This window comes from Symbiobacterium ostreiconchae (assembly GCF_055396975.1).
Genome location: NZ_AP042454.1, coordinates 1,719,108 through 1,745,427, shown reverse-complemented (window position 1 = coordinate 1,745,427; position 26,320 = coordinate 1,719,108). Strand labels below are relative to the sequence as shown.

At 69.1% G+C, this 26,320-nt stretch carries 25 protein-coding genes; 10 read left to right on the top strand and 15 right to left on the bottom strand.

Annotated features, from left to right (window positions below; genetic code table 11):
- Positions 1 to 1,338, bottom strand: a complete 1,338-nt coding sequence (locus ACZ5UM_RS08545) for a phenylacetate--CoA ligase family protein (RefSeq protein WP_464848178.1) — start codon at positions 1,336 to 1,338, stop codon at positions 1 to 3.
- 345 nt (positions 1,339 to 1,683) lie between these two features.
- On the opposite strand from ACZ5UM_RS08545, the gene ACZ5UM_RS08540 reads away from it, so the two are divergent.
- Positions 1,684 to 3,057, top strand: coding sequence for a sigma-54 interaction domain-containing protein (locus ACZ5UM_RS08540; RefSeq protein WP_464848176.1), 1,374 nt, complete (start codon positions 1,684 to 1,686; stop codon positions 3,055 to 3,057).
- A 102-nt stretch (positions 3,058 to 3,159) separates the two neighbouring features.
- On the opposite strand, the gene ACZ5UM_RS08535 is transcribed toward ACZ5UM_RS08540, so the two are convergent.
- Both ACZ5UM_RS08535 and ACZ5UM_RS08530 read right to left on the bottom strand, forming a co-directional pair.
- Complete coding sequence (locus ACZ5UM_RS08535) at positions 3,160 to 3,642, bottom strand: phosphatidylglycerophosphatase A family protein (RefSeq protein WP_464848175.1); 483 nt, start codon at positions 3,640 to 3,642, stop codon at positions 3,160 to 3,162.
- Positions 3,643 to 3,855: 213 nt separating this feature from the next.
- Positions 3,856 to 5,256, bottom strand: a complete 1,401-nt coding sequence (locus ACZ5UM_RS08530) for a stalk domain-containing protein (RefSeq protein ID WP_464848173.1) — start codon at positions 5,254 to 5,256, stop codon at positions 3,856 to 3,858.
- 189 nt (positions 5,257 to 5,445) lie between these two features.
- Between ACZ5UM_RS08530 and ACZ5UM_RS08525 the strand changes: the two genes are divergently transcribed.
- Positions 5,446 to 7,371 carry a heavy metal translocating P-type ATPase gene (locus ACZ5UM_RS08525; protein ID WP_464848171.1) on the top strand — a complete coding sequence of 642 codons (1,926 nt, stop codon included), beginning with the start codon at positions 5,446 to 5,448 and terminating at the stop codon, positions 7,369 to 7,371.
- Positions 7,372 to 7,433: 62 nt separating this feature from the next.
- Positions 7,434 to 7,655, top strand: a complete 222-nt coding sequence (locus tag ACZ5UM_RS08520) for a heavy-metal-associated domain-containing protein (RefSeq protein WP_464848169.1) — start codon at positions 7,434 to 7,436, stop codon at positions 7,653 to 7,655.
- A gap of 86 nt (positions 7,656 to 7,741) precedes the next feature.
- Here the strand turns inward: ACZ5UM_RS08520 and ACZ5UM_RS08515 are convergent, their stop codons facing one another.
- The 8 genes from ACZ5UM_RS08515 to ACZ5UM_RS08480 all read right to left on the bottom strand — a co-directional run bounded on the left by ACZ5UM_RS08515 (position 7,742) and on the right by ACZ5UM_RS08480 (position 17,113).
- Entirely contained in the window at positions 7,742 to 8,455 is a 714-nt protein-coding gene (locus tag ACZ5UM_RS08515) for a YceI family protein (protein ID WP_464848168.1), read from the bottom strand.
- A gap of 112 nt (positions 8,456 to 8,567) precedes the next feature.
- On the bottom strand, positions 8,568 to 9,269 hold the full coding sequence (locus ACZ5UM_RS08510) for an ABC transporter permease (protein WP_464848166.1): 702 nt from the start codon (positions 9,267 to 9,269) through the stop codon (positions 8,568 to 8,570).
- The gene (locus ACZ5UM_RS08505) at positions 9,260 to 10,120 is read right to left on the bottom strand and encodes an ABC transporter ATP-binding protein (RefSeq protein ID WP_464848165.1); all 861 of its coding nucleotides are present in this window, start codon (positions 10,118 to 10,120) and stop codon (positions 9,260 to 9,262) included. Before ACZ5UM_RS08505 ends, ACZ5UM_RS08510 begins: the two co-directional genes overlap by 10 nt.
- 96 nt (positions 10,121 to 10,216) lie before the next feature.
- Positions 10,217 to 11,260 (bottom strand): ATP-binding cassette domain-containing protein, encoded by a 1,044-nt coding sequence (locus ACZ5UM_RS08500; protein WP_464848164.1) that lies wholly within the window; start codon positions 11,258 to 11,260, stop codon positions 10,217 to 10,219.
- A gap of 143 nt (positions 11,261 to 11,403) precedes the next feature.
- A complete protein-coding gene (locus ACZ5UM_RS08495; protein WP_464848163.1) occupies positions 11,404 to 11,916 on the bottom strand; it encodes a cytochrome c3 family protein in 513 nt (170 codons plus the stop codon).
- 108 nt (positions 11,917 to 12,024) lie between these two features.
- Positions 12,025 to 13,794 (bottom strand): FAD-dependent oxidoreductase, encoded by a 1,770-nt coding sequence (locus ACZ5UM_RS08490; RefSeq protein WP_464848162.1) that lies wholly within the window; start codon positions 13,792 to 13,794, stop codon positions 12,025 to 12,027.
- 319 nt (positions 13,795 to 14,113) lie between these two features.
- Positions 14,114 to 15,139, bottom strand: coding sequence for a UDP-N-acetylmuramate dehydrogenase (gene murB / locus ACZ5UM_RS08485; protein ID WP_464848320.1), 1,026 nt, complete (start codon positions 15,137 to 15,139; stop codon positions 14,114 to 14,116).
- 189 nt (positions 15,140 to 15,328) lie between these two features.
- Positions 15,329 to 17,113: an alpha/beta hydrolase gene (locus tag ACZ5UM_RS08480; protein WP_464848161.1), complete on the bottom strand. Its 1,785-nt coding sequence runs from the start codon at positions 17,111 to 17,113 to the stop codon at positions 15,329 to 15,331.
- Positions 17,114 to 17,483: 370 nt separating this feature from the next.
- Here ACZ5UM_RS08480 and ACZ5UM_RS08475 point away from each other — a divergent pair, with 370 nt between their 5' ends.
- Both ACZ5UM_RS08475 and ACZ5UM_RS08470 read left to right on the top strand, forming a co-directional pair.
- On the top strand, positions 17,484 to 18,020 hold the full coding sequence (locus ACZ5UM_RS08475) for an O-acetyl-ADP-ribose deacetylase (RefSeq protein ID WP_464848160.1): 537 nt from the start codon (positions 17,484 to 17,486) through the stop codon (positions 18,018 to 18,020).
- An 18-nt stretch (positions 18,021 to 18,038) separates the two neighbouring features.
- The gene (locus ACZ5UM_RS08470) at positions 18,039 to 18,587 is read left to right on the top strand and encodes a nuclear transport factor 2 family protein (RefSeq protein WP_464848158.1); all 549 of its coding nucleotides are present in this window, start codon (positions 18,039 to 18,041) and stop codon (positions 18,585 to 18,587) included.
- A gap of 65 nt (positions 18,588 to 18,652) precedes the next feature.
- On the opposite strand, the gene ACZ5UM_RS08465 is transcribed toward ACZ5UM_RS08470, so the two are convergent.
- On the bottom strand, positions 18,653 to 19,228 hold the full coding sequence (locus tag ACZ5UM_RS08465) for a hypothetical protein (RefSeq protein ID WP_464848156.1): 576 nt from the start codon (positions 19,226 to 19,228) through the stop codon (positions 18,653 to 18,655).
- A 21-nt stretch (positions 19,229 to 19,249) separates the two neighbouring features.
- On the bottom strand, positions 19,250 to 19,645 hold the full coding sequence (locus tag ACZ5UM_RS08460; RefSeq protein ID WP_464848155.1) for a DUF7990 family protein: 396 nt from the start codon (positions 19,643 to 19,645) through the stop codon (positions 19,250 to 19,252).
- 235 nt (positions 19,646 to 19,880) lie between these two features.
- Between ACZ5UM_RS08460 and ACZ5UM_RS08455 the strand changes: the two genes are divergently transcribed.
- From ACZ5UM_RS08455 to ACZ5UM_RS08435, 5 genes are all read left to right on the top strand, one after another.
- Positions 19,881 to 21,656 carry a carbon starvation CstA family protein gene (locus tag ACZ5UM_RS08455; protein ID WP_464848154.1) on the top strand — a complete coding sequence of 592 codons (1,776 nt, stop codon included), beginning with the start codon at positions 19,881 to 19,883 and terminating at the stop codon, positions 21,654 to 21,656.
- 73 nt (positions 21,657 to 21,729) lie between these two features.
- Positions 21,730 to 22,005, top strand: a complete 276-nt coding sequence (locus ACZ5UM_RS08450; RefSeq protein WP_464848153.1) for a DUF7990 family protein — start codon at positions 21,730 to 21,732, stop codon at positions 22,003 to 22,005.
- A gap of 46 nt (positions 22,006 to 22,051) precedes the next feature.
- Entirely contained in the window at positions 22,052 to 23,071 is a 1,020-nt protein-coding gene (locus ACZ5UM_RS08445; protein ID WP_464848151.1) for an ArsA family ATPase, read from the top strand.
- Between the two features lies 1 nt (position 23,072).
- Positions 23,073 to 24,101 carry an ArsA family ATPase gene (locus ACZ5UM_RS08440; RefSeq protein WP_464848150.1) on the top strand — a complete coding sequence of 343 codons (1,029 nt, stop codon included), beginning with the start codon at positions 23,073 to 23,075 and terminating at the stop codon, positions 24,099 to 24,101.
- Positions 24,101 to 24,574 (top strand): hypothetical protein, encoded by a 474-nt coding sequence (locus ACZ5UM_RS08435; protein ID WP_464848148.1) that lies wholly within the window; start codon positions 24,101 to 24,103, stop codon positions 24,572 to 24,574. Before ACZ5UM_RS08440 ends, ACZ5UM_RS08435 begins: the two co-directional genes overlap by 1 nt.
- Positions 24,575 to 24,658: 84 nt before the next feature.
- On the opposite strand, the gene ACZ5UM_RS08430 is transcribed toward ACZ5UM_RS08435, so the two are convergent.
- The gene (locus ACZ5UM_RS08430) at positions 24,659 to 24,883 is read right to left on the bottom strand and encodes a non-oxidative hydroxyarylic acid decarboxylases subunit D (RefSeq protein WP_464848147.1); all 225 of its coding nucleotides are present in this window, start codon (positions 24,881 to 24,883) and stop codon (positions 24,659 to 24,661) included.
- Positions 24,884 to 24,900: 17 nt separating this feature from the next.
- Positions 24,901 to 26,316, bottom strand: coding sequence for a non-oxidative hydroxyarylic acid decarboxylases subunit C (locus ACZ5UM_RS08425; protein ID WP_464848145.1), 1,416 nt, complete (start codon positions 26,314 to 26,316; stop codon positions 24,901 to 24,903).
- Positions 26,317 to 26,320 lie beyond the last annotated feature (4 nt).

The following is a 26,320-nucleotide window of genomic DNA, read 5'->3' as shown; positions in this document are numbered from 1 at the left end:
TCACAGTCCCCCCGCCTCGGACCGGCGGTCGACGATCCGCACCCGGCGCGGCGACCGCTCCAGCGCCCCGTAGGGCAGGATCTGGACCGAGATGTCCACCGCCAGCTCGTCGGAGAGCCGCCTGGCCAGCCTGTCCTCCAGCGACGGCGACGGCAGTTCGCCCGGCGCCGCCTCCACCTCTACCCGGCAGCGGTCCAGCCAGGTCACCGGATCCCGCTCCAGCACGATCCGGTACTCGTCGGCCAGGCTGCCGTAGCTGGAGAGCACCCGCTCCACCTGAACCGGGTAGAACTTGGCGCCCCGGATCATAACCAGCTCGTCCAGCCGGCCCCGCACGCCGCCCGGCGAGCGGGCCAGCGTCCGTCCGCAGCCGCAGGGCTCGGTGACGAGGGTCGCCATGTCCCCGGTCCAGTAGCGGATGAGCGGCATGTCCTCCCGGGTCAGGTCGGTGAGCACCAGCACGCCGGTCTCCCCCTCGGCGCACGGCGCCATCGTGGTCGGGTTGATCACCTCCACCAGCACGTGATCCTCCGCCCAGTGGAGCCCTTCCTGGAGCCGGCACTCCCCGGCGAGAAGCGGGCCCACCTCGGTGATGCCGTAGAAGTCAAAGGCGGGGCAGCCGTAGAGCCGCTCCAGCCGCTCCCGGGTGGCCGGCTCCCCGGCGCCCGGCTCGCCGCCGAAGAGGCCGTAGCGCAGCCCGATGTCCCGGGGGGAGAGGCCCCGCTCCTGGATGCGCTCGGCCAGGTAGAGGCAGTGGGACGGCGCGCCGATCAGCATCACCGGCCGGAAGTTGAACAGCATCTCCACCTGCCGTTTCACCGAGTCGGTGCCGATGGGGATGATGGCCGCTCCCATGGCCCGCGCGGCCCGGTGCCAGGAGATGCCGCCGGCGAAGAGGCCGTAGCCGAAGGCGTTGTGGATCAGCTCGCCGGGCCTGAGCCCCAGCCCCCACATGATGCGGGCGCCGATCTCCGCCGTGCGGGCCAGGTCCTGCTCGCCGTACACGGTGTAGAGCGAACCGCCCACCACGTGCACCGGGTAGACCTCCCGCCGCGCCTCGGCCGGGCTCATGGGTAGGTCGCCCAGCGGCGGCTCCCGGAGCTGCGCGTCGACCAGGTCGGACTTGTGCAGGAAGGGCAGGCGGGCCACGTCGGCCGGCGTCCGGAAGTCCAGCGGGTCGATGGGCCCCGCACCCTGCCACAGGCGCCGGTAGAACGGCGACGCCAGGGCCCGCGCCACCTGGGTCCGGAGCCGCTCGGCCTGCAGCCTGGCCAGGTCGCCGCGCGCCATGCGCTCGACGGCCGGCTGCCAGTGGGGCCGGTCAAGCTCGATCTGCATCGCACCCCTCCTTCCTGCCGGTCCGCCTTACGCAAGCGCCGTGCCAACCCCCGGCCGCCCCCGCCGCGCGGGCGGACAAAACGGGCGCTTGTCAGGCGGCAGCCCTCTCCCCAGAAGGCTTGTGCCTCCCTGAACCATCCAGGGAGGCACGGAACGGAGCGGCGCCTCGGGCGCGGGATCTAAGCACTGGCGCTTAGCCCATTCTGCACCCGAGGGCGCGCCCGCGGCCCCGCCGTCCGCGCCCGGCGCGGGATGCGGGGCCAAAGCAATTTTGCTTAGGGGGCTAAGCAGGAATAGTTTGCATTCCAGAGAATTATGATTAGTGTTTCTGGGGGAGGGATGCAGGTGGCGCCGCTTTCTGAGGCGATGGTGCGCGCGCTGCTGGACGGGCTGGCCGAAGGCGTGATGGCCGTCGCGCCGGACGGGCGGATCCGGCTGGTCAACGGGGCGATGGCGCAGCTCCTGGGCGCCGCCCAGGCTGAGCTGCTGGACCGGCGGCCGGCAGACCTGGAGGACCGGGGCGCCTGGATTCCGCCCGTGCTGCGGCGCTGCCTGGAAACCGGGGAGCGGCAGGCCATGATCCTGGAGCGGGCCGGGCGCCGCCTGGCCATGACGGCCGTTCCGCTGCCGGAGGGCTGGGTGCTGGCCGCGGCCCGGGACATCACGGAGCTGGACCGGCTGGAGCGCCAGGTGGAGCGCATGGCCCAGGAGCGGGAGCGGTACCACCACGAGCTGGCGGGGCTGCGCGCGGTGCAGGCCGGCCGCACCGAGGTGGTCGGCTCCTCCCTGGCCATGCAGCGGGTCATGGAGCTCATCCGCCGCATCGCGCCGGTGGACTCCACGATTCTGCTCCTGGGGGAGTCGGGCGTGGGCAAGGGGGTGCTGGCCGCGGAAATCCACCGGCTGAGCCCGCGCCGGGACCGGCCGTTCGTCCGCATCGACTGCGCGGCCCTGCCCGAGACCCTGCTGGAGTCGGAGCTGTTCGGCTACTCGCCCGGCTCCTTCACCGGCGCCCGCCGGGAGGGGAAGCCGGGACTCATCGAGCAGGCGCACGGCGGCACGCTCTTCATCGACGAGATCGGCGACGTGCCCCTGGGGCTGCAGGTGAAGCTGCTGCACGTCATCCAGGAGCGGCGCATCATCCGGCTGGGGGCGGTGACCCCCACGGCCGTGGACATCCGCATCATCGCCGCCACCCACCGGGACCTGGAGGCCATGGTGGCCGAGGGCCGCTTCCGGGCGGACCTCTACTACCGGCTGAACGTCGTGCCGGTCACCATCCCGCCCCTGCGGGAGCGGCCCGAGGACATCCCGGTCCTGGCCCGGGCCTTTCTGGACCGGTTCTGCGCCCGGTACCGGGTGGAGCGCACCTTCACGCCGGAGGCCGTCGCCCGGCTCATGGCCTACAGCTGGCCCGGCAATGTGCGGGAGCTGGAGAACCTGGTGGAGCGGCTGGTGGTGACGCTGGACGAGCGGGAGATCCGGCCGGAGCACCTGCCCCTGCCCGCCCCCGGCGGTTCGCCGGTGCAGGTGCGGGAGATCGTGCCACTGAAGGAGGCCGTCGCCGCGCTGGAGCTGGAGCTGGTCGGCGAGGCCTACCGGCGGTTCGGCAGCTCGGTGAAGGTGGGCCGGGTGCTGGGGATCCACCAGACCACCGCGGCCAGGAAGATCCGGGAGTGGAAGGCGAGAACGCGGGAAGCGGCCAGGTCAGAACGGTAAGCGGTGCGGGGTCCCGGCCCCCCGCCGCGAGGAAAGGGCTGCCCCGGCCGCGCACGCGGCGCCGGGGCAGCCCCTCGGTTCGCGGGTACCCTGCCTCACCCGTCAGTCATCATTGTTGCTGGGCCGCCGGGCGTGGGCGATGCGGCTGGCCGCCGCGGCGGCGATGGCGGATACCAGGTCATCCAGGAACGTGTGGCACGAGCCGTTCTTGTGGGTGTTGAGCCGGCCGATGACCAGCGGCTTGGTCTTGTCCAGGTAGCCGAAGTTGGTGAGGCCGATGGAGCCGTATATGTTGGTGATGGAGAGCGCCACGATCTCGTCGACGCCGAACAGGAAGTCGTCGCCGGCGACGATGGACTGAAGCGGCTCGGGCAGCTTCTTCTCCTCCGCGAGCATATCCAGGGCCAGACCGGTCAGAATGGCGTTCTGGACCTCCCGCTTCTTCACCACCGCTTCCACGCTCTCCAGGCACTCCTCCAGCGGGAGCGAGTCGTAGTAGCCCTTCTGGATCTCGTAGACGACCTCGGCGATCTCTTCCAGCGTCACGCCCCGGTCGGCCAGCATCTTGACGACACTCTTGTACATCCGGGTCCTCCTGTTCTGCTCCGTCTCATGGCTTATTAATTATGAGACGTCTGACAATCCCGTGCGGATTCGCGACTCATTATACGGGAAATCGGCCGCGTTGTCTCGGGAACGGCTGGGAGAGGCCCGGACCACGCGCGCAGGAAGCCACCGGGCCGCTGAGGATGACCGCTCCTCAGCCCCGGTGGCTTCGCGCGTCGGATTCCGTACCTCTTACTCCTCCGGCAGCACCCGGATGCTCGTCGCGCCGCCCTGGGCGGGATAGGACATGAGCATCGGGCCCGTGACCTCCACCTCGACGCGGGCGCCCACCTTCAGGTCGTCCACCGTGCCCTCAGCGTCGCCCACCGTGATGGCGGTCTGCTCATCCACGGCCAGCCAGGCCAGGAAGGGCTCGCCGCTCGCCATGGGCTCGCCCTCCAGCAGGATGCGGCCGTCCGCGATCTCCTTGATCACGCCGGTGAGGACGTACGCCTGCTGGTCGGGGTCCTCGGCCGGCTCCTGCTCCTGCCCCACCGTGATGCTCGCGGCGCCGCCCCGGGCCGGGAAGGACTCCAGGATCGGGCCGGTGAGCTCGGCGATGATCTGGGCGCCCACCTGCAGGTCAGCGGCCGTACCGGCCTCCTCCCCCACGGTGATCGCCGTCTCATCTGAGACGGTCAGCCAGATCAGCATCGGCTCGCCGTTGGACATCAGCGGCCCCTCCACGAGGATGCGCCCGTCCTCCACCTGGCTGATCCTGCCGACGACCCGGTCCGCCTGCATCCCCTCCTCCGGGGCCGCGGGCTCCTCCGGGAAGGTAAGGTCCACCACCTCGCCCGCGATCAGGCTCATCACGCCCTCCTCCGCCTCGATCTGGCGCAGGCCCAGCACCGTGGTGAGCGCATCGGCGGAGATCAGGGTCCGGTCGTTCACGATCTGCGGCGGCTGCGCCATGGAGATCCGGCTGCCGCTGTCGGTCCGGGCGGCGGCGTCCAGCACCTCCGCCTCCTGCTGGCCGATGCGGAAGACCACGGTCCGGTCAGGCAGGGCCACCCGGGCAAGGCGCTCGTCCTGGTCCCAGGTCACCTCGGCGCCCAGGGCCTCGGCAATGGCCCGCAGGGGCACGAACAGCACGCCGTCGGCCGTCACGGGGCTCCCCAGGTCGCCGGAGACCGGCTCCCCGAACACCCGGATCTCCCGGGGCACAGGCGCGTCGGCGCCCACATCCCACAGGACCACCGGGCCCAGGGCCTCCACCTCTCCGGCCTGGCGGATGCTGATCACCTCGATGGCGGGGACCATCTGGATGGACATGCCGGTGAACTCGGTGCCGATGACGACGACCCTCTGGCCGGCCAGCTGCCGGAACTGCTCCTGGTCGCCGATGAGCCGCATGCCGCCCACGGCCCAGAAGCCGCCCTCCAGATCGACCCACTCCACCTCGCCGACGAGCCGCAGGATGCTCCGGCCCGCATCAGGGGCGAGGATCGGCAGGGCATCGACGGGAGCCGAAATGGGAACCGCCTCGATGGGGTGCTCGACCGGCAGGTCGGCCTCGCCCGCCATGGCGGGAACGGCGGACACGGTCATCAACAGAGCGCTGAGCGCAGCGGTTTTCTTCCAACGCTTCATCGTTCTTACCTCCTTTTCACTGTGACAGACGGAGCTCACGCCCAGGCCGTTTCAACGGCGGGTCGAAAAATGTCGGCTGCGCGTCCCCGCCCTTGACGCGCGTCAAGGCGGGCGGCGGCGTCCCCGCGGTATGCTGGAGCCGAATCCAGCATGCAGCGCCTCGCCGAGAGGCCCGAGGAGGCAAGCGATATGCACGTCATCTACACCCAGTTTCCCGCAGCGCTCATGCGGCACCGCAAGCTGATCGCGCTGGCCGCGGCCGGGCTGCTCATCATCGGCGGCTGGGCGATGCCGCCGCTGCACGCACCCCTGATGACGCTGGCCGCCGCCATCACCGGCATCCCGGTGGCCCGACTGGCCTGGAGCGGCCTGACCGGCCGGCAGCTCACCATCCCCCTGCTGGTCACCATCGCCGCGGCCGGGGCCCTCTGGATCGGCGAGCCCTGGGAGGCGGCGGCCGTCACCTACCTGTACATGCTCGGCGGCTACCTGGAGGACCTGACCCTCGCCCGGACCCGGGCGGCCCTGCGCTCGCTCATCGACCTGCGGCCGCGCACCGCCAGGGTGAAGGCAGGCGAGGCGGTCCAGGTGGTCCCGGCCGAGCGGGTGCAGCCGGGGCAGACCGTCGTGGTGCTGCCCGGGGACCGGGTTCCCGTCGACGGCGTGGTCACCGGCGGCCGGGCGGCCCTGGACACCGCGGCCCTCACGGGCGAGCCGCTGCCGGCCGAGGTGGGCCCCGGCGACCGGGTGCTGAGCGGCAGCGTGAGCGTGGGCGGCTACCTGGAGATCGAGGCCGAGCAGGTGGGGGCCGACACCACCTTCAGCCGCATGGTCTACCTGGTCGCCGAGGCCCAGGAGCAGAAGCCCCGGGTGCAGCAGTTCGTCGACCGGTTCGCCCGCTGGTACACCCCGGCGGTCATCCTGGCCGCGGCCCTGGTGGCCGTCATCTCCCGGGACGTGGAGCTGGCCCTCACCTTCCTGGTCATCGGCTGCCCGGGAGCGCTGGTCGTCGCCGCGCCGGTGGCCGTGGTCGCCGGCCTGGGCAGCGCCGCCCGGGAGGGGATCCTGATCAAGGGCGGCGAACGGCTGGAGCGCATCGGCCGCATCGACACCGTCGCCCTCGACAAGACCGGGACCCTCACGCAGGGGCGCCCCCGGGTGACGGCGGTCGTGCCCTTGCCCGGCGCCGCAGCCGGCGGGCTTCCCGCCGGGGACCCGGCGGCCGCCGTGCTGGCCTTCGCCGCCGCGGCCGAGCAGCGGTCCGAGCACCACCTGGCGGCCGCCATCCTGGCCCGGGCGGCGGAGGCCGGCGTATCCCCCGTCCCGGCCCGGGACTGGCGGCTGGAGCCGGGCATGGGCGCAACCGCCCTCACGGACCGGGGCGAGGTCCTGGTCGGCAACCGGGCCCTGCTGGCCGCCCGGGGCGTGGAGCTCACCCCGGAGCAGGAGGCGGCCGTGGCCGCCCGGGAGGCGGAGGGCGAGACCATCGCCCTGGTGGCCGTCGGCGGGGAGCCGGTCGGCGTCATCGGCATCACCGATCCCATCCGGCCGGACGCGCGGGGCGTGGTCGCGGCCCTGAAGCGGGCCGGCGTACGCCACACGGTCATGCTCACCGGCGACAACCTCGCCGCCGCCCGCCGGGTCGCGGCGCAGCTGGGCATCGACGAGGTGCGGGCCGGGCTGAAGCCCGAGGAGAAGGTGGCCGCCATCCAGGCGCTGCAGGCGCAGGGCCGGGTGGTCGCCATGGTGGGCGACGGCATCAACGACGCGCCGGCCCTGGCCGCCGCCGACGTGGCCATCGCCATGGGAGGGTCCGGCACGCAGGTGGCCGTGGAGGTGGCAGACATCGCCCTGATGTCTGACCGCATCGAACGGGTGCCGCGGGCGATCGGCCTCAGCCGGCGGATCATGGGCGTGGTGCGGCAGAACGTCGCCTTCGCCGTCGCGGTGGTGCTGGCGCTGCTGGCCGGGGTTCTGACCCGCCACGTGTTCCTCGCCGGCGGGATGCTGGTGCACGAGGCGAGCGTCCTGCTGGTGATCCTGAACGGCATGCGGCTGCTCGGCCGGCCCCGGTCTGCAGCGGGGGAAGCCGTGCCGGAGGCCACCCGATCTTGACCCGCGTCAATGCGGCGGTCGCAGGTCCGTGCTACCGTACCCCCTGGAGGAGGAATGAGAAGATGAAGCGCCAGATGATCGTGCTCGAGAACCTGAACTGCCCCGTGTGCGCCGCGAAGATCGAGAAGGCCGCGCAGAACCTGCCCGGCATGAAGGAGGCGAAGGTCTCCTTCGGCACCGGATCGCTCACCGTGGCGTACGACGAGTCGCGCCTGCAGGAACAGGCGATCCGGGACATGGTCCGGAAGCACGGCGTCGGCGTGGCCGCGGTGATCGATCGCTGACCCGGCCCCGCCAGCGCGAAGCGCCGGGCGGCGCCATCCCTCAGCGGGGATGGCGCCGCCCGGCCGCATCATGTCCCGCAGACCGGCTAGCCCTGCCGCTGCCCGACGAAGGTGACCGCGACCTTCACCTCGTCCTCCACCGCCACGAAGTTGGCGATGTTGGGCGGGTTCACGCCGAAGTCCGTCATGGCAAACCGCGCCTCGGCGGTGAGCGTCAGGACGCCGTCCGCCAGCTTCGCCGTGCCGGCGAAGGTGAGGGGCCTGTCCACGCCCTTGATGGTCATGGTCCCCTTGAGCCGGATGGGCACCTCGTCGCCCTCGGTCAGGACGGGATCCCCCTCGGCCCCCTCGATGCGGAAGACCGCGCGGGGGTGGTTCTTGGTGTCCAGCACCCGCTGCACCTGATTGTCCCGGCGGGACTGGTCGCTCCGCAGGGTGGTCAGGTCCACCTCGACGGTGGAGGGCTGGATGACGCCGTCCTGCAGGACGATGGCCCCGGAGAGGGCCGAGGTCCTGCCCACGGCGGTCACGTCCAGCCGCTGCCCGAGGAAGGTCTCGTCGACGGCGTACGAGGCCTCCGACTGCGCGGTGTCCACGTAGTAGGCGTCCCCGTCCGCGGCGGCCGGCACCGCGTCCTCGGCCTCGGTGGGCGCCGGCCCTGCTTCGACCCTGCTGGTGAACGGGGGAGCCTCCGGAGCCTGGGGCTGGGCCGCGCCCCGGGCGCATCCGGCCGCCAGCAGCACCGCCAGGGCCAGGCTGAGGATCCAGGTCGGTCGCTTCAGAAGAACCCCTCCAAACACGCTTGTTGGGTCTTAGTCTGGACAAGAAACCTGAAAGCAACCTGAATGTAGCATAAGTTTTGCCTGTGGATTGCGGAGCGGTTCTTCCCACTTTCGCCGGAGGACGGGCGGCTCACCGCCCGAGAAAGGAAAGCCGGCGGATGAGCCGGGCGCTGGCCACCCACAGCAGCCCCGTGTAAGCCAGCATGACCAGGGCGTGCCGGAGCACCGGCGCCTCGTCGCCGAACAGGCCCGCCTGCAGCAGCTCCACCGCCGGACGGGTGGGCATCCAGGCCTGCGCCGCCCAGACGCCCGGCTCTGCCAGCGCCCACGGCAGCGTCGATGCGAAAAGGAGCAGAAGCTGGACGGGCGTCCCGCCGATGGCCATCGTGCGCATGTCCCGGACCAGCAGTCCCACCAGGGTGCCGCCGGCCACGGTGAACAGCGCCAGCAGCAGGTAGCTGAAGAGCCAGAGCAGCGGGCGGGCCGGCATCTGCCCGAAGATCAGCAGCACCAGCCCGCCGACGGCGGCCGTCGCGGCCACCCCCAGCGCCCCCTTCACCAGCACGACCTGCCAGGGGCGGACGGGCGTGAGAAAGAGCGCCTCCAGCTGCCGCTTCTCCTTCTCCTCGGCCAGCGTGAAGCTGGGCAGGTTCCACCCGACGAAGTAGGCGGCCATCAGCAGGAGCATCGTCAGCAGGATCGGCTGCACGCTCTCCGGCATGGTCCACCGCATGATCAACCCCATGACGGGCAGGATGCCCGCGAAAAAGGCGAAGACCGCGTTACGAACCACGTCCTGCAGCTGCGCCCGGGCCAGTGCGATCAGTCGCACCTCAGCTCCCTCCCCGTCGCCTGCAGAAAGACCTCGGCCAGCGAGGCCTCCGCGGTGTGCACAGCCAGCAGCGTCCCCTCCGCCTGGTGCCGCGCCGCCGCCTCGATCCACGCCGGATGCTCCAGCGGCCACTCGAGGCTCGCCGTCCCCTCGCCCCGGGCGACGGTCACCCGCACCAGCCGCCGGCTGTGGCGCGCCTTCAGGGCCGCCGGGGTGTCGCACGCGACCAGGCGGCCCCGGTCCAGGATCGCCACCCGGTCGCACAGGGCCTCCACCTCCGCCATGTCGTGGCTGGCCAGGACGATGGTGCGGCCCGCCGACTGCAGCTCGCGGATCCGCTCGTGAAACGCCGCGGCAGCGGCAGGGTCGAGCCCCGACGTGGGCTCGTCCAGGATGAGCAGTTCGGGCTCGTGCAGCAGCGCCCGGGCCAGGGCCACCCGCTGCCGCTCCCCCTTGGACAGACGGCCGACGCGCCGGCCGGGCAGGTGGGCTGCCCCCGCCGCGGCCAGGGCCCGGGCGATGTGCGCCCGGCCGAGCCCGTAGAGGCCGGCGAAAAGCGCGAGATTCTGATCCACGGTCAGCCGCTCGAACAGGCCCGTGGCTTCCGGCAGCACCCCCATCCGCGGCCGCACGCGGTCCGGGTCCGCCCACGGGTCGACACTGAGCACCCGCACCTGTCCCGCGGCCGGCGGGGCCATCCCGGCCAGCAGGCGCAGCGCCGTGGTTTTCCCGGCCCCGTTCGGCCCCAGCAGCCCCAGGGTCTCGCCGGGGGCCACGTGCAGGTCCACGCCGTCGAGGGCGACCGTCTTTCCGTAGCGCATGGTCACCTGGGTCAGGCGGATCACGCTCACCACCTCCGCCCCCATCCTCGCATGCGCGGGGCGGGCGGCGCCGCCGGTTCCGGACAACTGGCGGATAACGGGCGACAACTGGCGGCAGGCCGCACCCTACCCGTTGAGGCGGACCCGCAGCTCGTGGGCGCGGTGCTTGCTGAGCGGCACCTCCTCGCCGTCCCGCAGGATGAGCGAGTAGGAATCCCGGGTCCACGCGGCGATCTCCCGCACGTAGGCGAGGTTGACCAGGTAGGCCTTGTGGCTGCGGAAGAACCCGCTGTCAGCCAGCCGCTCCTCCAGTTCCGCCAGGGTGAAGCTGACCCCGCACGTTCCCTCCGGGGTCTCGATGTAGACGGCCTTGTCCCGGGCGTAGGCGTACCGGATCTCCTCGGGGCGGAACAGCCGCACCTTCTCGCCCTTCCGGGCCGCCACGTGGGGAACGGGCCTGCGGGACGGCACCGGGGGCTCGGCCGCCGGTACCCGGGGGGCGGCAGCCGCCGCAGAGGCTGCAATGGGACGGACCGCTTCCCGCGCCGCCGGCTGTGCGGCAGGCTCGATCAGGCGGCCCCCCTCCAGGTAGCAGACCCGGGAGGCCGCGGGCAGGATCCGCGGGTCCCCGAAGGTCGTCACCAGCACGGCCTTGCCCGCCTCCGCCTCCTCCGCGAGCGTGAACGCGATGAGGCTGGCGCTCTCGCTGTCGATGTCGCCGGCGGGTTCATCCAGCAGCAGCACGGACGGATCGTGCACCAGGGCCCGGGCCAGCTTCAGGCGCGCCGCCTCCCCCGGCGTCAGCCGGTCCGCCCGGACGTGGAGCCGGCCCCCCAGGTCCAGCCGGTTCGCCAGCTCCGCCGCCCGCTGCCGGGGGGCGTTCCAGATGCGCGCGTACGTATGCAGGTTCTGCCAGACCGTGAGCCGCTCCATCAGGCCCCAGGCCTCGCCCGCGGCCCCGACCCGGGCCAGGCTCTCCCGCGTGCCGGCCGGGTGCCCGGCCAGCGTGACGGTTCCGCCATCCGCGGGGTGCAGGCCCACCAGCGCCCGCAGCAAGGTCGTCTTGCCGCTGCCCCGGCTCCCGACCACGGCGACCAGCTCGCCCGGCCGCACGTGCAGATGGACGTCGGTGAGCTTGCCGGCGACCGTCAAGCCTGTTACACGAATCAAGCGAATTCCCCCACTTTCCCGTATTCGATTCCAGCCGGGCGGGCGGATTCCTCCCCGCCGCCTCCAGCCGCTTCGCCCTTCCCCGGGAGATCAGAAGCGCCACCCCCGTTCCGAGGGTGGCGCTTCGGTGTCGCTTGCCCGTTCTACCGGATCTTGTGCGGCGAGTTCCGGTCCTCGATCATCCGCTGCGCGGACCGGTTGGCGTGGCACGACGCGCAGTGGTTGACCTGCTCCCCGTGGGAGATGTGGCACGTCTGGCAGGAGAAGTCTCCCATGTTGGTGCCGTGGGGGTTCCACGAACCCAGCCAGTCCGTGCCCAGGGCGACCCACTCCTTGCTGATGTGGCACTTGGTGCAGAACGCATCGTCGTACTCCCGCTTGGGCAGCGTGCCGTCCGCCAGGATCTTGTAGTTGCCGGTCACGGCGTCGATCCCGAACTGGATCTCCTCGCCCAGCGTGACGTCGTGGCAGTCCTTACAGTGAACCCCGGCCTGGTAGTGCACGTTGTCCAGGTGGTTGCTGGTGAGGTACGACTCGACGTTGGCCTCCATCACATGGCAGGTGGCACAGAACGCGGGGTTCGTGTTGGACTGGTGGAGGGCTGCGCCGCCGACACCACCGAACAGCGCCAGCACAACGACGAAAATCCCGATCACGATCTTCCACCAGCGCCGTCTGCGCGGTGCTGGAGTCCCAGTGGTCATAACGGGCTGTCACCCTTCCCTCATGTCCTACATGGCGGCGGCTGAGCCCCCGGGAACCGGCTACACCGTGCCCTCCGCGATCGCCTTGCCGGTCAGGTAGCCGAAGGTCAGGCAGTTCATGCCGTAGTTGTGGCCGGCCACCAGGAAGTTGTAGATGTTGGCGTAGGTGTCGCCCACCATGATGCCGACGCAGTACAGGCCCGGGATCGGGTTGTCGTTCTCGTCGCACACCTGCATGTTGGCGTTGGTCCGCAGGCCGCCGCACACCGTCAGGAAGGTGAGCCCGGACATGAACGCGCCGTAGAACGGCCCCTCCTCGATGGGCACCAGCAGCTCGGGCCGCTTGTGGAAGTCCTCGTCCACGCCCTTGCGGCACAGCTCGTTGTACCGCCGCACCGTGGCGAGGGTCGTCTCCAGCGGCAGGCCCAGCTTCTGGATGACCTCCTCGACGGTGTCTCCCTTCACCATGGTGCCGTCTTCCACGGCCTGCTCCCACTCCTGCCTGACCTGCTCCGGCGGGATCGGCTCGTCCCTGACGTCCATCCCGAAGCGGTACCAGGGGCCGCCCTGTTCGGCGTAGACATGGCTCCAGATGCAGTACGCGGCCATGTCGGGCTGGCGCATCTGCTGGATGGCCGACAGCGGGCCGTTCATGTCCTCGTTCGCGTACCGGTAGCCGAGCTTGTTGACCACCAGGCCCCGGTGCGAGCCATACGGCTGGTTGGCCGCCACCCAGGAGCCCTGGATCATCGGGGCGTTCGGGACGGTCTTCTGCCACGCGGCGCCCACCCACAGGGCCATCTTGTGGCCGTCGCCCTTGTACAGGCCGCCGAACTTGAACGTCGTGTCGTAGCCCTGGGAGCCGGTGTCATCCAGCAGCGGCATGGCCCACGGGCAGTACTTGGCCATCATCTCCCGGTCGGCGGAGAAGTCGCCGGTGGCCAGGACGATGCCCTTGTGGCCCACGTACTTGGTGTACTTGCCGTCCTCGCCCTGGGCGATGACCGCCGTCACCCGGCCGGTGTTGTTGTTCTCGCGGACCAGCTGCTTGGCCACGGTCTTGTAGATGATCTGCACGCCGCTCTCCTTCGCGGTCACCTCAAGCCGCTTGGCCACGGCCTCCGCGCTCAGGCCCGGGATGCTCCACACCGGGCTGCTCTCGCTGCTGTAGAAGCCGTGCGACCCCACCGGCGTTTCCATCGGGCCGAAGTCGGGGTCCCAGTTGCCCTTCTCAAACCCCACGCGGTAACCGGCCGCCTCCATCTTGTCGATCAGCCAGTTGATCGCCGTCTCGGCGTTGTTGTAGAACTTGTACCACTTGTCCTGGTCGACCCGGTAAGAGGCGTTGGAGAACTCCCGGCGGAAGAAGCGGTCCACGTCGTACCGCTCGAGTCCGGCGGCCTCCATGGCCTTGCTCCACGGCGCGTGGAACGAGCCGCCGCGGTAAATGGGCCCCGAGCTGGCCGAGATCAGCACGACCTTGGCGCCGTGCTCGGCCGCGGAGTTGGCCGTCACCAAGCCGGAGATGCCGGAGCCGACGATGATGACGTCCGCCTCCACCGTGTTGGCGATCTCGCTTTCGGGGATCGGATCGGGGGGGATCTCGAAGCTCCACTTCTTGGATGCCAGGTCAGCCGTCATGACGTCCGGGACGCCGGCCCCGGGGGTGGGCTCAGGGGTCGTGGACGCCGGGGGGTTCTCACTGACCACCTCGGGGCTCCCGCACGCGGCCAGGATTCCGCCGCTGGCCAGGGTCACCCCGAGCAAACCCGCATCCCGCAGAAAATCACGCCTGGTGCTGCCCCTCTGCTGGTTCTTCTGGGTCGTCATCGCGGTACTCCTCTCCTTTCCCGGCGCTCCCCCGCGGCATCCCCCCTGCGTGCACTCAGGACGGCTGTTCGAGAAGCGCCAGACTGTCTAACCCCGACTCTACCCGCCGTTCCCAAGAAGATCCATGAAGCAAGTTCATCAATTTCGATGCAAAGACTAGTTCGCAGCGTGTCCAAGAGGACTAGCTGGCTGAGAGTCTACGCCGCAGCGGGCTTCCGGGCACCAAAGGCGGAGGCGCCGCCCCCCCATAGACGGGAGGCGGCGCCTGGGTCCAGTTGATTAGGGGATGCGCCTTTTCGGGGGTGCACAGGCGTTCCGGCTAGGGCAGAAGCTCCGGCTCCTGCTCCAGCGAGACGCCGAAGCGGCGCCGCACCTCGTCCTGCACCTTCTGCTTGAACCGCAGGAGGTCGGCGGTGCTGCCCGCACGGTGGTTCACCAGCACCAGGGCCTGGGCCGGCCAGGTGCCCATCCCGGTCTCCGGATCCGACACACCCCGGAGGCCCGCCCGGTCGATCAGCCAGCCCGCCGCGAGCTTGACACCGCCGCCGGGGACGGGCCAGTGCGGCATGTCGGGGTAGCGGCGCAGCAGCTCGGCGGCGTGCGCGGCCGTGACGATCGGGTTGCGGAAGAAGGATCCGCTGTTGGCCACCACCGCCGGATCGGGCAGCCGGGCGCGCCGGATGGCGATGACCGCATCCCGCACCTGCTGCACCGTCGGCTCGGTGAGCCCGCGCTCCTCCAGATAACGGCCCAGCGCCGGGTAAAACGGAGGCCGGGGCGGCTCACGGAACAGCCGGAGCGTCAGGGACGTGATGAAGAACCGTCCCCGGTCCGCCCGGTTGAAGCGGGACCGGCGGTAGCCGAAGTCGCAGTCCGCCGCCGGGATGCGCACGAAGCGCCGGGCCTGCCGGTCGTAGGCTTCGACGGAGACCAGCACGTCGGCGATCTCCTGCCCGTAGGCCCCGACGTTCTGGACCGGCGTGGCCCCCGCGGTGCCGGGGATCAGGCTGAGCCGCTCGATGCCCGACGCGCCCGCCGCGACCGCGCGCGCCACCACCGCATCCCAGTTCTCGCCGGCCCCCACCCTGAGGAGCAGCTGACCGCCCGATTCTGCCAGGGAATACCCCGGAATCCGGTTGACCAGCACCAGGCCCGTGAAGCCCTCGTCCCGCCAGATGACGTTGCTGCCGCCGCCCACCATGATCACCGGCAGGCTGCGGGCCTCGGCCCAGGCAATCCCCTCCTCCACCTCGGAGGGACTGTGCACATGGGCGAGGTACGCGGCCGGGCCGCCCAGGCGCATGGTCGAGTAGTCGCGCAGGGAAACCCGTTCCTGAATCTCCAGAGGTGCGATGCCGGTAACCTCCTTCCGGTGCGTAGCCTATGCCGTCTCCGGCCCGTTCAACCGCAGGGAACGACTTCCCCGTAAGGGCGGACGGATCCTGCCGCCGGCCGGGGAGGGAGGCCGCACCGGCGCCGATCGTGCGAACGCGCCACCCGGTTTCCGGGTGGCGCGTTCGCAGTGCGACAGGAATCACATGAACACCGAGCCGGCAGCGGTGAACCAGGCGGCGAGGCTGGCCGCCATCAAGCTGCCCAGGTACACCCGGCCGGTCCGGCGGAAGTACCAGGTGGCCAGCAGCAGCAGGACCATGAACTCGGGGATGTAGATCATGGTCATGAGCGGCCACATGGCGCTGTAGGCGGAGATGCCCAGCACCTCAAACCCGGGCGGGGACCCCGTGAAGTACGGGATGTACTGCACCGCCCAGACGATCACCAGGCAGAACACCAGCGCGAACGAGTTCTTGAGCCACCAGATCACCAGCGTCTTGCATGGCGTCCCGTACTCGGGCTGCCGCGCCTGGCCGAACAGGAACATCCCGCCGTTCAGCAGCATGAAGGCGAAGATCGGGAGCAGCAGCAGCAGGAACTGCCAGAAGCGCTCGGTGTCCCCGAACTGCCGCATGAACCCCCAGAGGAACCGGAACTCCATGCCGAAGGCCCACTGGGTGAAGCTGACCAGCGTGTAGAGGAATGCGAAGCCGATGGCGCCCACAAGCAGCGTTTTGCCCAGAATCCGCCAGTTCAGGCGGAACCCGGACTCGTCGAAACTGACGCCCATGTGGTACATGGTGACGCCCTGCTTCTTTGCGGTTGTCCGATACCAGATCGTGAACAGCACGACGAAGATCAGCGAGCAGATCATGAACCAGAAGGCCACCGCCCACCCCTGCGGCAGGTGGATGAACTTGGGCCGGATCTGCCCGGCCGTGAAGGTGGCCCATGAATAGGTGAGCGTGCCGATGACGACGTTGATCGCGGCCAGCAGCCACCACTGCTTCTTCTGCGCCACGTAGCCTTCCGGCATCGGCTGCACCACTTCGGCGAACCAGGGGATCTCAAAGAGCAGGTTGGTGAGCGGCACAAGCGAGAAGATGGCGATCAGGAGGGCCGCCAGGGTCGCCCACTCTTTCCACATGTAGATGTGCCGGTCAGCCGGGATCCAGTTCGCGGGTTCCGCGTCCTGCATGAGGGCCTGGCGCATCCACTCCACGGCCTCGGTCACCGCATGGTGACTGTGCGTGACCCCGGGGTGGACCGTCCGGATCAGCGCCATCCGACGGGCCGTGCCATCCGCGAAGCTGCCATAGGTGGTATCCCACTCCACGACGTCCTCCCGCAGGAAGCCCTTCAGGCGGTTGGGATGGGTGGTCAGCCCTTCGACGCGGCCTTCATTCTCCCGGAAGCCCAGGAACTCTTCCCACAGGGCCTGAGAGAGGAGCACGTTGTGGTACGAGGGGTCAGGTGTTGCACCGCACTGCGGGTTCAGCGCCTTGTGGTCCGGGTTCAGCCCGGCCGTCGCGTAAGTCGTCATGGACCCCATGGAGTGGCCCATGATGCCCATGTTCTCCGGATCGACGAAGGGGAGCGTCTTCAGGTACTTGTACGCCGCGTCGCCGCCCCGGGTCGGGTCATTGCCTGCCGCCGACAGGTCGATGGTGGTGTCGCCGTGACCGATCTGATCCAGGGCCAGAACGACGAAGCCCCGCCGGGAAAGCTCGATGGCAAACGCTCCCTGAGTATCCTTGTCGTTCTGATACCCGTGAAGCGCCAGCACCGCCGGTCGCGGGTCATCCGCCGAGGCGTCACGGGGTCTGTACAGTTTGCCGACCAGGATCTGTCCGGTCTGGGGATGTACGATGCGAATCTGCTGGACGTCCACCGTTCCGAAGTTGCGCTCTACACGGCTAGCGAAACAGGACAGGAGAATGATCGCAAGAACACAGATGAGTAGATTCCTGAGGTTCCTGTTCACCCTTCTCCTCCTCCTCACAAGACGCCGAGGTGGACACGCGACAGGACCGTTGGACTGGGGCGGCACGCCGGGCCAGGGCTGGCGATCTCCCCTCCTTTCCTGAAGTCACAGGGGCACCACTGGTTGTCAGTTCAGTATCGATCTTTCCGCGAACGCCTCTTCAGACCCTTCTGTTGGCGCATTATTCGCTACAGAAACTCTTCGATCGTATTCGGGTGTAGGGCAAAATGGCTACGCCCGCGCCGGGAGAGCTCTCTTTGGGTCAGTGCGCCTTCAAGACACCCCGCCGTTGGCTGCACGGCGGTCCCGGCAGGATTCGCCCCGCATCTTCCGGAACCTTGAACCAGAACCCTGGTAGGAGGGATGCGGAATGAGCACCTGGCTGGACGGACGGATCGAGATCGTCACGGCCGACATCACGACCCTGCACGTGGACGTCATCGTCAACGCCGCCAACCCCAGCCTGCTGGGCGGCGGCGGGGTCGACGGCGCGATCCACCGGGCGGCGGGCCCCGAGCTGCTGGAGGAGTGCCGCACCCTCGGCGGCGCCCGGCCCGGCGAGGTGAAGATGACGAAGGGTTACCGGCTGCCGGCCAAGGCCGTGGCCCACGCCGTCGGGCCCATCTGGCGGGGCGGGGGCCGCGGCGAGGCGGAGACCCTGGCCTCGTGCTACCGGCGCGCGCTGGAGCTGACCGAGGCGGCCGGATACCGCACGATCGCCTTCCCCTCCATCTCCACCGGCGCCTACGGGTACCCCATCGAGAAGGCGGCCCGGGTAGCGCAGACGACGGTGCGGGACTACCTGCTGGAGAAGAACTCGCCCCTGCGCGTCACCTTCTGCTGCTTCAGCCCCGGCGACACCCGGGTGTACGAGGAGGTCGCCCGTGAGGTGCTGGGCGCTTCGTAGACTAGGGGGAACAGCCCAATGCGCAAGCGAGTCGGTTTTCCGATGGTCCTGGCCCTGGTTTTGAGCGTGCTGCTGGCCGGCTGCGGCAGCCAGGGTCCCGAGGCCGTGGCCGAGAGCTTCTTCAAGGCCCTGACTTCGGGCGACTGGTCCACCGTCGCCAAGCTGCAGTCCAGCAGGAGCGGCGCGTTCGAGCCGCCGACGAAGGATGAAGAGCGCATCGTGAACGCGCTGACCGGCAGGATGAAGTTCGATCTCGGCCAGGCGGACATCCAGGGCGATGAGGCGACCATCGACGTCGAGGTGACCATGCCCGACATGGAGCGGCTCGCTGCGGCGATGATGAATGAGCTGCTCCCGCTGGCCTTCAGCGCCGCATTCAGCGAGGACATGACGGAAGAACAGATGCAGCTCTTGATCGAGGAGAAGTTCGTGGAGATCCTCAGCGATCCCAACCTGGCCATGCGCACCCACGAGGCGGTCGTGACGCTGGTCAAGGAGGCCGACGGCTGGAAGGTGCTGTCCCTGGACGGGCTGGACTTCGGCAGCGACGTCTTTGACGGATTCTGAACGCGCGAAATGGCAAAGCGGGGAGGGCCTGGCGCCCTCCCCACTGGTATTGCCGGCGGTGCGGCTCACCCTGCGGGCTGCGCGCCCGGCCGCCGGGCCCCGCCCTGGGGCCGGCGCTCCCGCTGCCGCCGGTGCTCCCCCGGCAAGCGCTCCTCCGCCAGCTGCACGACCAGATCGAATGCCCGGGCAATCGCCGCCTCGCCGCCGGAGCCGACCTGCAGCGCCAGCCGGAGGTGCGGCGGCGAGGCGCTCAGGGCGGCCGCGGTCAGCCCCGGGATCCCGCAGGCCGCAGCGTCCAGCTGCCGGTCAGCCCGGGGCGGACGGGCGAAGTCCGCCTGGATGAGCACCTGGTCCCGCCGCCCGCGCAGCCGGTTCCAGGCCAGGGCGAGGGGGAAGTCCCGAGGCTCCAGCAGGCAGAGGAGCCGGAACCCCGCGAGCGGCGGCGACGGCTCCCCCACGGCCACCTCGAACGCCGAGCGGCCGTGCCACCGGACGGTGGCCCCCTGGCCCACGGCGCCGGCCGCCTGCCGGACGGCGCCCAGCAGCTGCACGGCCCGCCGGCGGTTCAGCAGCGCGCCGGCGAAGTACCACACGAAGAACACCCCGGCCACCGCGACGACCACGATCTGTCCCACCTGCATGCCATCGCCTCCGGTCCGCCCTCAGTGCACGTGCGGGACCTCTTCGATGATCTCCCGCTCCTCCAGCTGCCGGTGCTTCCACCCCTGCAGCTCCGGCAGCACGTGGGGCAGCAGGCGCAGCCCGATGGAGGAGTTCATGAGCGGGATGCCCAGCAGCTCGCCGAAGAGGACCAGGTTGAGCACGTCGTTGTACTTGGCCCGCTCATGCTGCAGCTCGTGGTACCACTCGAAGAAGAGGAGCCCCCAGAAGAACTGCCGCACCTTCTCCCGCCAGGTGCGCGGGGCTCTGTGCAGCGGTCCGTGCTTCACCCACGCCTCGTGCCCGTGCCCGTGGCCGTGGCCGTGGCTGTGCCCATGGCGGCCATGATCTGCCCCCACCGGCTTCACCTCCGCCCGTTCCAGGTTGGCTTTCCCCATTCAGTTCTCGCACGCGCCGGCAAATCCCTGCCGGATTGCGTGTTCTTATTTTAACAGTCTCAATTCAGCAGGAATTGGCTCGATTTCGGACAATACATTGGGACATGACCGGCAACTTCCGCGACAGCCCCCGAGGTTCAGGGGGCGTTTTCGAAAGGGGGGAATGGCAGGAGGAAGCCGCAGAGACTGCGTCGTTTTCCCGCGCCCAGAACACTGAGAGGAGGTTACTGGAAGGATGAGCTCACCGGCCCTGTTCGTGCTGCTTGCGCTCGTTGCGTACGGCATCGCGTACTTCGGGTACGGCAAGTGGTTCGACCGAACGGTCTGGAAACCGGATCCGAAGCGGACGACGCCGGCCCACATGTACACTGACGGGGTGGAATACTTCCCGGTCACCAAGTACGTCCTGTGGGGCTACCAGTTCAAGAGCGTCGCCGCGCTCGGCCCCATCCTGGGCCCGTACATCGCCATCAACTACGGGTGGGCGCCGGCCCTGGCCTGGATCATCCTGGGCAACTTCTTCATCGGCTGGCTCCAGGACTACGGCTCCATCATGCTCTCCGTCCGCAACCAGGGGCGCTCCTTCGGTCCCATCACCTACGAGTTCACCGGCAACACCGGTCGGAACACCCTCCTCGGCTTCATCCTGTTCTACCTGCTCATCATCTCCGCGACCTTCATCTACTTCATCGCCCTCTTCTGGCACATCTTCCCCGCCACCTTCGCGGCGACGGTCGGCATCCTGCTCGTGGGCGTCCTGGCCGGGCAGATGCTCTACAAGCTGCGCGCCAACGTCATCACCACCACCCTGCTGGCCATCGTCCTGATGGGCCTGGTCATCTGGGCGGCCGCCTCCTTCCCGTTCCTGCAGACCCCGCAGGGCGCCTGGCCGCCCGACCCGGCGCAGGGCGTCCAGGCAGGCGGCATCGCCGGCGAGTGGTCGCTGCTCGTCTGGGGCATCGTCGCCTGTATCGTCCTCTACCTCGCCTCGGTCCTGCCGCTGCCGACCTTCATCCAGCCCGTCAACTACGTCAGCTTCTTCCCCACCTTTCTGGCCGTACTGCTGATCCTGATCGGCGCGCTGGTCTCGGGCTTCACCGGGGTGCGGCTGGAGCAGCCGGCCTGGGTTGCCTTCAACCCGGGCGGCAACAGCCCCATGTGGCCGCTGATGTTCGTCGCCATCGCCTGTGGCTCCATCTCCGGCTGGCACAGCCTGGTCTCCAGCTCCTCCACCGCGAAGCAGCTGGACGTCGAGACCGACGCCCATCCGGTCGGCGCCGGCGCCATGCTCTCGGAGGGGCTCCTGGCTCTGGCTTCGCTGGCCGCGTATATGATCATCCCCAAGGAGCAGCTCACCGGCTCCGTCGGCGCCTGGGTAGCCGGCGCCATCAAGTTCACCTCCCCGTTCCTGGGCGGTGAGGCGGCGGTCGGCTTCCTGCGGGCGTACTTCGGCGTGGTCCTGATCCTCTATGCCCTCACGGTGCAGGCCCTGGTCACCCGCTTCTGGCGTCTGGTCTCCACCGAGGTCTTCCAGGGGCCGCTCTCGTTCCTGGGCCAGAAGCACATCGCCACCTTCGTGGGCCTGCTGATTCCGCTGGCCTTTGCGGCCACCGGTTCCTGGAACAACCTCTGGCTCTACTTCGGCGGCTCCAACCAGCTGCTGGCGGGCCTGGCCCTCATGCTGATCACCATCCACCTGGCCCGCACCAAGGCGCCCACCGTCTACACGCTCATCCCCGCGACCTTCATGATCGTCACCACCATCACCGCCATCGGGTGGCAGGTGGTCAAGGTCTACCTGCCGGCCTTCCTGGGCACCACCCCCACCCTGGTGCAGTACCCCTTCAACCAGTATCCGGCCTTCAGCCGGGCCATGGACGGCATCTTCGTCCTGGTGGGGGCCGCGCTCTTCATCCTGGGCCTGGTGATGGCCTACAAGACCTACTCGGCGTACGCCGACGCCCGGCGTCCGCCCCACACGGCGCCGCGCATCGCGACCAGCGGCGACTAGCGAGACTACCCGGGCAGCGGCGGCGCAAGCGGCCGCTGCCCGGGCACCCACCATCACCGGAGGTGAGACAGGCTTGGCGGACAAGAAACAGCCGAGGAAGGGCGGCTTCATGAACGCCCTGAAGGGCGTGCTCTACGGCATGGCCAGCCACGGCAACGTGACGGCCGCGCTGCGCACGCGGATGCACATGGAGCACCTGTTCATGTTCATCACCCTGGGCGATATGCTGGGCATCCCCGTCCTGCCGCCCTACTACTCCCTGCGGATCCTGCCGTACGCGGTGCCGAACATCGAGTCCTGGAAGCAGCGGGTCTTCCGGGAGCGCGACTTCACCGACGCGATCTACTAGCCGTCACCGCCCTCAGCGCGTGACGGAAAGCGAGGAGGCAGCGAACGTGCCGAAGGGCTTGGGTGCCTACTTTGAGCAGAACCCGGATGCGGAGATCGTCATCTTCGCCGGCAAGGGCGGGCTGGGCAAGACCACCAGCTCCTCCAGCCTCGCGTACTACATGTCTCAGGTGAAGAAGAAGCGGACGCTGCTCTTCTCCACCGACCCGCAGGCGTCGCTCTCCGACATCTTCGAGCGGAACATCTACGGCCAGGGCGAGGTGGAGCTCCTGCCCAACCTGTTCGTCGTCGAGATCGACGCCGACCGCCGGGTGCAGGAGTACCAGCAGCAGGTGAAGCAGAAGATCATGGACATGTACGGGCTGCCGGCCGTGCCCAAGGAGATCGAGGAGTACATCGACTCGACGTCCGCCGAGCCGGCCATGTACGAGAGCGCCACCTACGACGCCATGGCCGAGCTGGTGGCGCGGAAGGACTACGACATCTACATCTTCGACATGCCCCCGTTCGGCCACGGGGTGCGGATGGTGGCGATGGCCGACATCCTCTCCAAGTGGGTCGAGAAGATCACCGACGCCCGGGCGAAGGTCGCGGAGTACGACGCCGTCGCCGCGACGCTGAAGGGGGAAGCCGCGCGCGAGGACGAGATCATGAAGGAGCTGATCGACATCCGCAACAAGATCAAGTCCTTCACCGATCTGCTCACGGCCAGGCGGCGGACCGCCTTCTTCATGGTGCTCATCCCCGAGCAGATGGCGATCCTCGACACCGAGCGGGCGCTCACGATGTTCGAAAGCCTGGGGATCGAGATGTCGGGCCTGGTGGTCAATCAGGTGTACCCGGCCGAGCTCCTGCACCAGGAGGGCACGTCGGAGTACCTGCGCAACCGGGTGGCGATGCAGCAGGAGCACCTGCGCACCATCGCCCGGAAGTTCGGCGACAAGGTGCAGGCCGTCGTGCCCATGTTCACCCGGGAGCCGAAGGGGTTCGACATGATCAAGACCGCGTCCGAGTACCTCATCCACTGCCAGGTGGAGCTGCCGGACGTCCGGGGAGGTGTGGCCTGAGATGGCGCAGACCCTGCGGGAGTTTCTCGACAGCCGGCCGGGCCTCCGGTACATCTTCACCGGCGGCAAGGGCGGCGTGGGCAAGACGGTGACGGCCGCGGTGCTGGCCTACCAGTTCGCCCTCGAAGGGAAGAAGACGCTGGTGGCCTCGCTCAACCCTGTCCACTCGCTCACCTCGGTCTTCGGGCAGAACCTCTCCGGCGGCCAGTTCCGGCAGGTGGAAGGGGTGCCCAACCTCTGGGCGGTGGAGGTGGACGCCTCGGACGTGGTGGCCCGGTACCGGGAGAACATCGCCACGCGGGTGCGGGAGTTCCTGAAGTACGCCGACATTCCCGTGGACTCCGGCCCCTTCGTCGACATCGCCGTCACCAACCCCGCCTTCGAGGAGTCGGCCATGTTCGACAAGATGATCGACATCATGCTGAACGAGGCCCGGGACTTCGACCGAATCGTCTTTGACACCGCGGCCGTGGCCAACGCCATCCGGCTGATCGGCCTGTCGAAGATCTACGGCCTCTGGCTCGGCCGGATGATCCAGAGCCGGAAGGAGGCGCTGTCGCTCCGGGTGCAGCTCTCCTTCCGGAAGGAGAAGGTCGAGGAAGAGGTCCGCAAGGACCCGATGCTGGCCGACCTGATGGACATGAACGAACGGTTCACGAAGGTGAAGAAGCTGCTGGTCGACCCGGAGGTCACCGCCTTCTTTTTCGTCACCCTGCCGCTGACCTTGCCCATCTCCGTCGTCCGCCGCTTCATCCAGCAGGTGCAGGCCTACGACATCCCGGTGGGCGGCGTGCTGGTCAACTCCTGCATCCGCGCCGACGAGGCCCGCAGGGCGGCCGGCGACGAATACCTCCAGAACAAGTTCAAGGAGCAGGAGGGCTACATCCGGATCATCCAGGAGGACCTGGGGCCGCTGGTGCGTTCCTACATCCCGCTCTACAAGAACGAGGTGCACGGCCTGGAGGCGCTGCAGCAGGTGGCCCGCGACATGTTCGCCCCGGCCGACGCCTCCCTCTACCTCGCCTCGTGATGCGGGAGCACCTGCTTTCGGCCCGCCACCCGCTGCTCGGGACGACCAACATCCTGATCCTGGCCGTGCCCGACGGCTGGCGGGTGCTGGACGGCCCCGCCCAGCCCGAGGTGGACCGCTGGAGCGAGCGGGAGGACCTGCGCTGGATGAGCCAGGGCCACGCGTACTACCGCCTGGCGGCGGTGGCCCCGGAGGCGCCGCACCTCGCCCGGGCGGAGGTGGAGCTGCGGCTCACCTCCACCCCCTCCGCCGCCGGCGCCCACGGCGTCCGCCACCGGTTCACCACCGTGCGGCGGGGGCTGTTGCCCCGGCGGGAGGTGCCGGCGGCCGAGGTGGAGGTCGACTGCCCCCCGACCGCGCGGCGGCTGCGGCTCCTGCTCGCCCCCGCCCTGCGGGGCGGCAAGCCGGCCGCCGGCCCCGAGGACTTGCAGCGGCTCATCGACGTGATGCTGGAAGGGCTCCGGTGCCACTGAGCACGCCCCGGTTGAGGCCTGAGCCATGCCGTGCAGAGGAGAAAGGCGGGGAGGGCGCTTGCCCTCCCCGTCCGGGTGCTTCAGCTACTTCTTCAGCGGCGGAATCGGCGGGATGACCTGGAGGTTGGCCAGCTTCTCCGCATCCAGCTTCCATTGCTTGGCGTACTTCTCAGGGTTGGTGATCTCCTCGCTCTCGGTGTTGCGCCAGGAGAAGTGGCAGGTGTTGCAGATGTAAACGGTCCACACGTTCCCCACCGGGGACTCGACCATGACCTCGACGTTCTTGCTGTCGCAGCGCGGGCAGATCATGCTGTGCACCTCCGATCTTACTTGCCGGCCAGGAGCCGCCGGATCTTCTCCTCCCACTCCGCCGTGCCGGCCGGGTCCTCCACCAGCGCGACGGTGCGCGGGTTGGGCTCAGGCGGTACGGGCGTCGTGGCGTCGATGATCATCTTGGTGTGCATGCCGGCCGGGTACGAGGACGGATCGAGCGGCATGCCCGGGCAGTTCTCGATGAGGCTGACGTCCTTGTCGGGCTTGCACCGGGTGGTGATGGCCCACATGACCTGCTCCAGGTTGAACGGGTCGACGTACTCGTCCACCACGATGATCACCTTGGTGTACGGCATGCCGTGCGGCGTGGAGAGCAGCCGCATGGCGACCGCCTTGCCGAAGCCGCCGAAGCGCACCTTGGTGCTGATGATGGCGCCGATGCCGTGGGTGTACATGGCGTTGACCGCCTGGACCTCGGGGAAGGTCTCCTTCAGCTGCTTGAAGACCGGCACCGAGGTGTTCAGGGCCATCAGGTAGTCGATCTCCGACCAGGGCATGCCCAGGTACAGGTTCTCGAAGATGGGGTTCTCGCGGTGCGTGATCGTGTCGATCTTGATCTCGCACTGGGCCCGGACGCCCGAGTAGCTGCCCGGGAACTCGCCGAACGGCCCCTCGCAGGTGCGGACCCGCGGGATGATCTCGCCCTCCAGGACGACCTCAGCCGTGGCGGGCACGTCCAGGTTGGCTGTCTCCGCCTTCACCAGCTCGACGGGCTCGCCCCGCAGCGCGCCGGCGAAGTCGTACTCCGACTGGTCGTACAGGATGGGCGTGCTGGCCATGAAGGTGATGATGGGATCAACGCCCAGGCAGATGGCCACCCGGAGCGGCTTGTTCATCTCCTCCGCCTTGCGCAGGTGGATGGCGATGTCGTGGAACGCCAGCGCCTGGATGCCCACCCGGTCCTTGCCCTTCACCTGGATGCGGTAGGTGCCGACGTTCTGCTTGTTGTAGTCGTCGGGGAACTCGGGGTCCCGGGAGACGACGCTGGCCTTCGAGATGAAGAAGCCGCCGTCCCACTGGTTGATCCGGTACAGGGGCAGGATCTCGAACAGGTTGATGTCCTTCGTGATCTTGACTTCCTTACAGGGACCGGTGGAGACGTGCTTCGCCGGCACCGGGTAGTTATCCCAGCGGCGGTTCAGCTCCAGGAACTGCTCCTTGACGGGCGTGTCCTTCGGCATGCCCAGCATGAGCGCGTGGTTGGCCCAGGAACCGTGCACGTTGGTGACCACCTGGTTTCTGTAACCGGCCACTTTCTCGAACAGGACGGCAGGTCCGTTCTTCAGGTTGGCGGCGGCCCGCCCGGCAGCGCCGATGTGCGGCTCGGGCATGACCTCTTCCTTCACGCGTACGAGTTGCCCTTCTTCTTCCAGCTTCCGGAGAAACTCGCGCAGATCCTTGTAGGCCACTGAA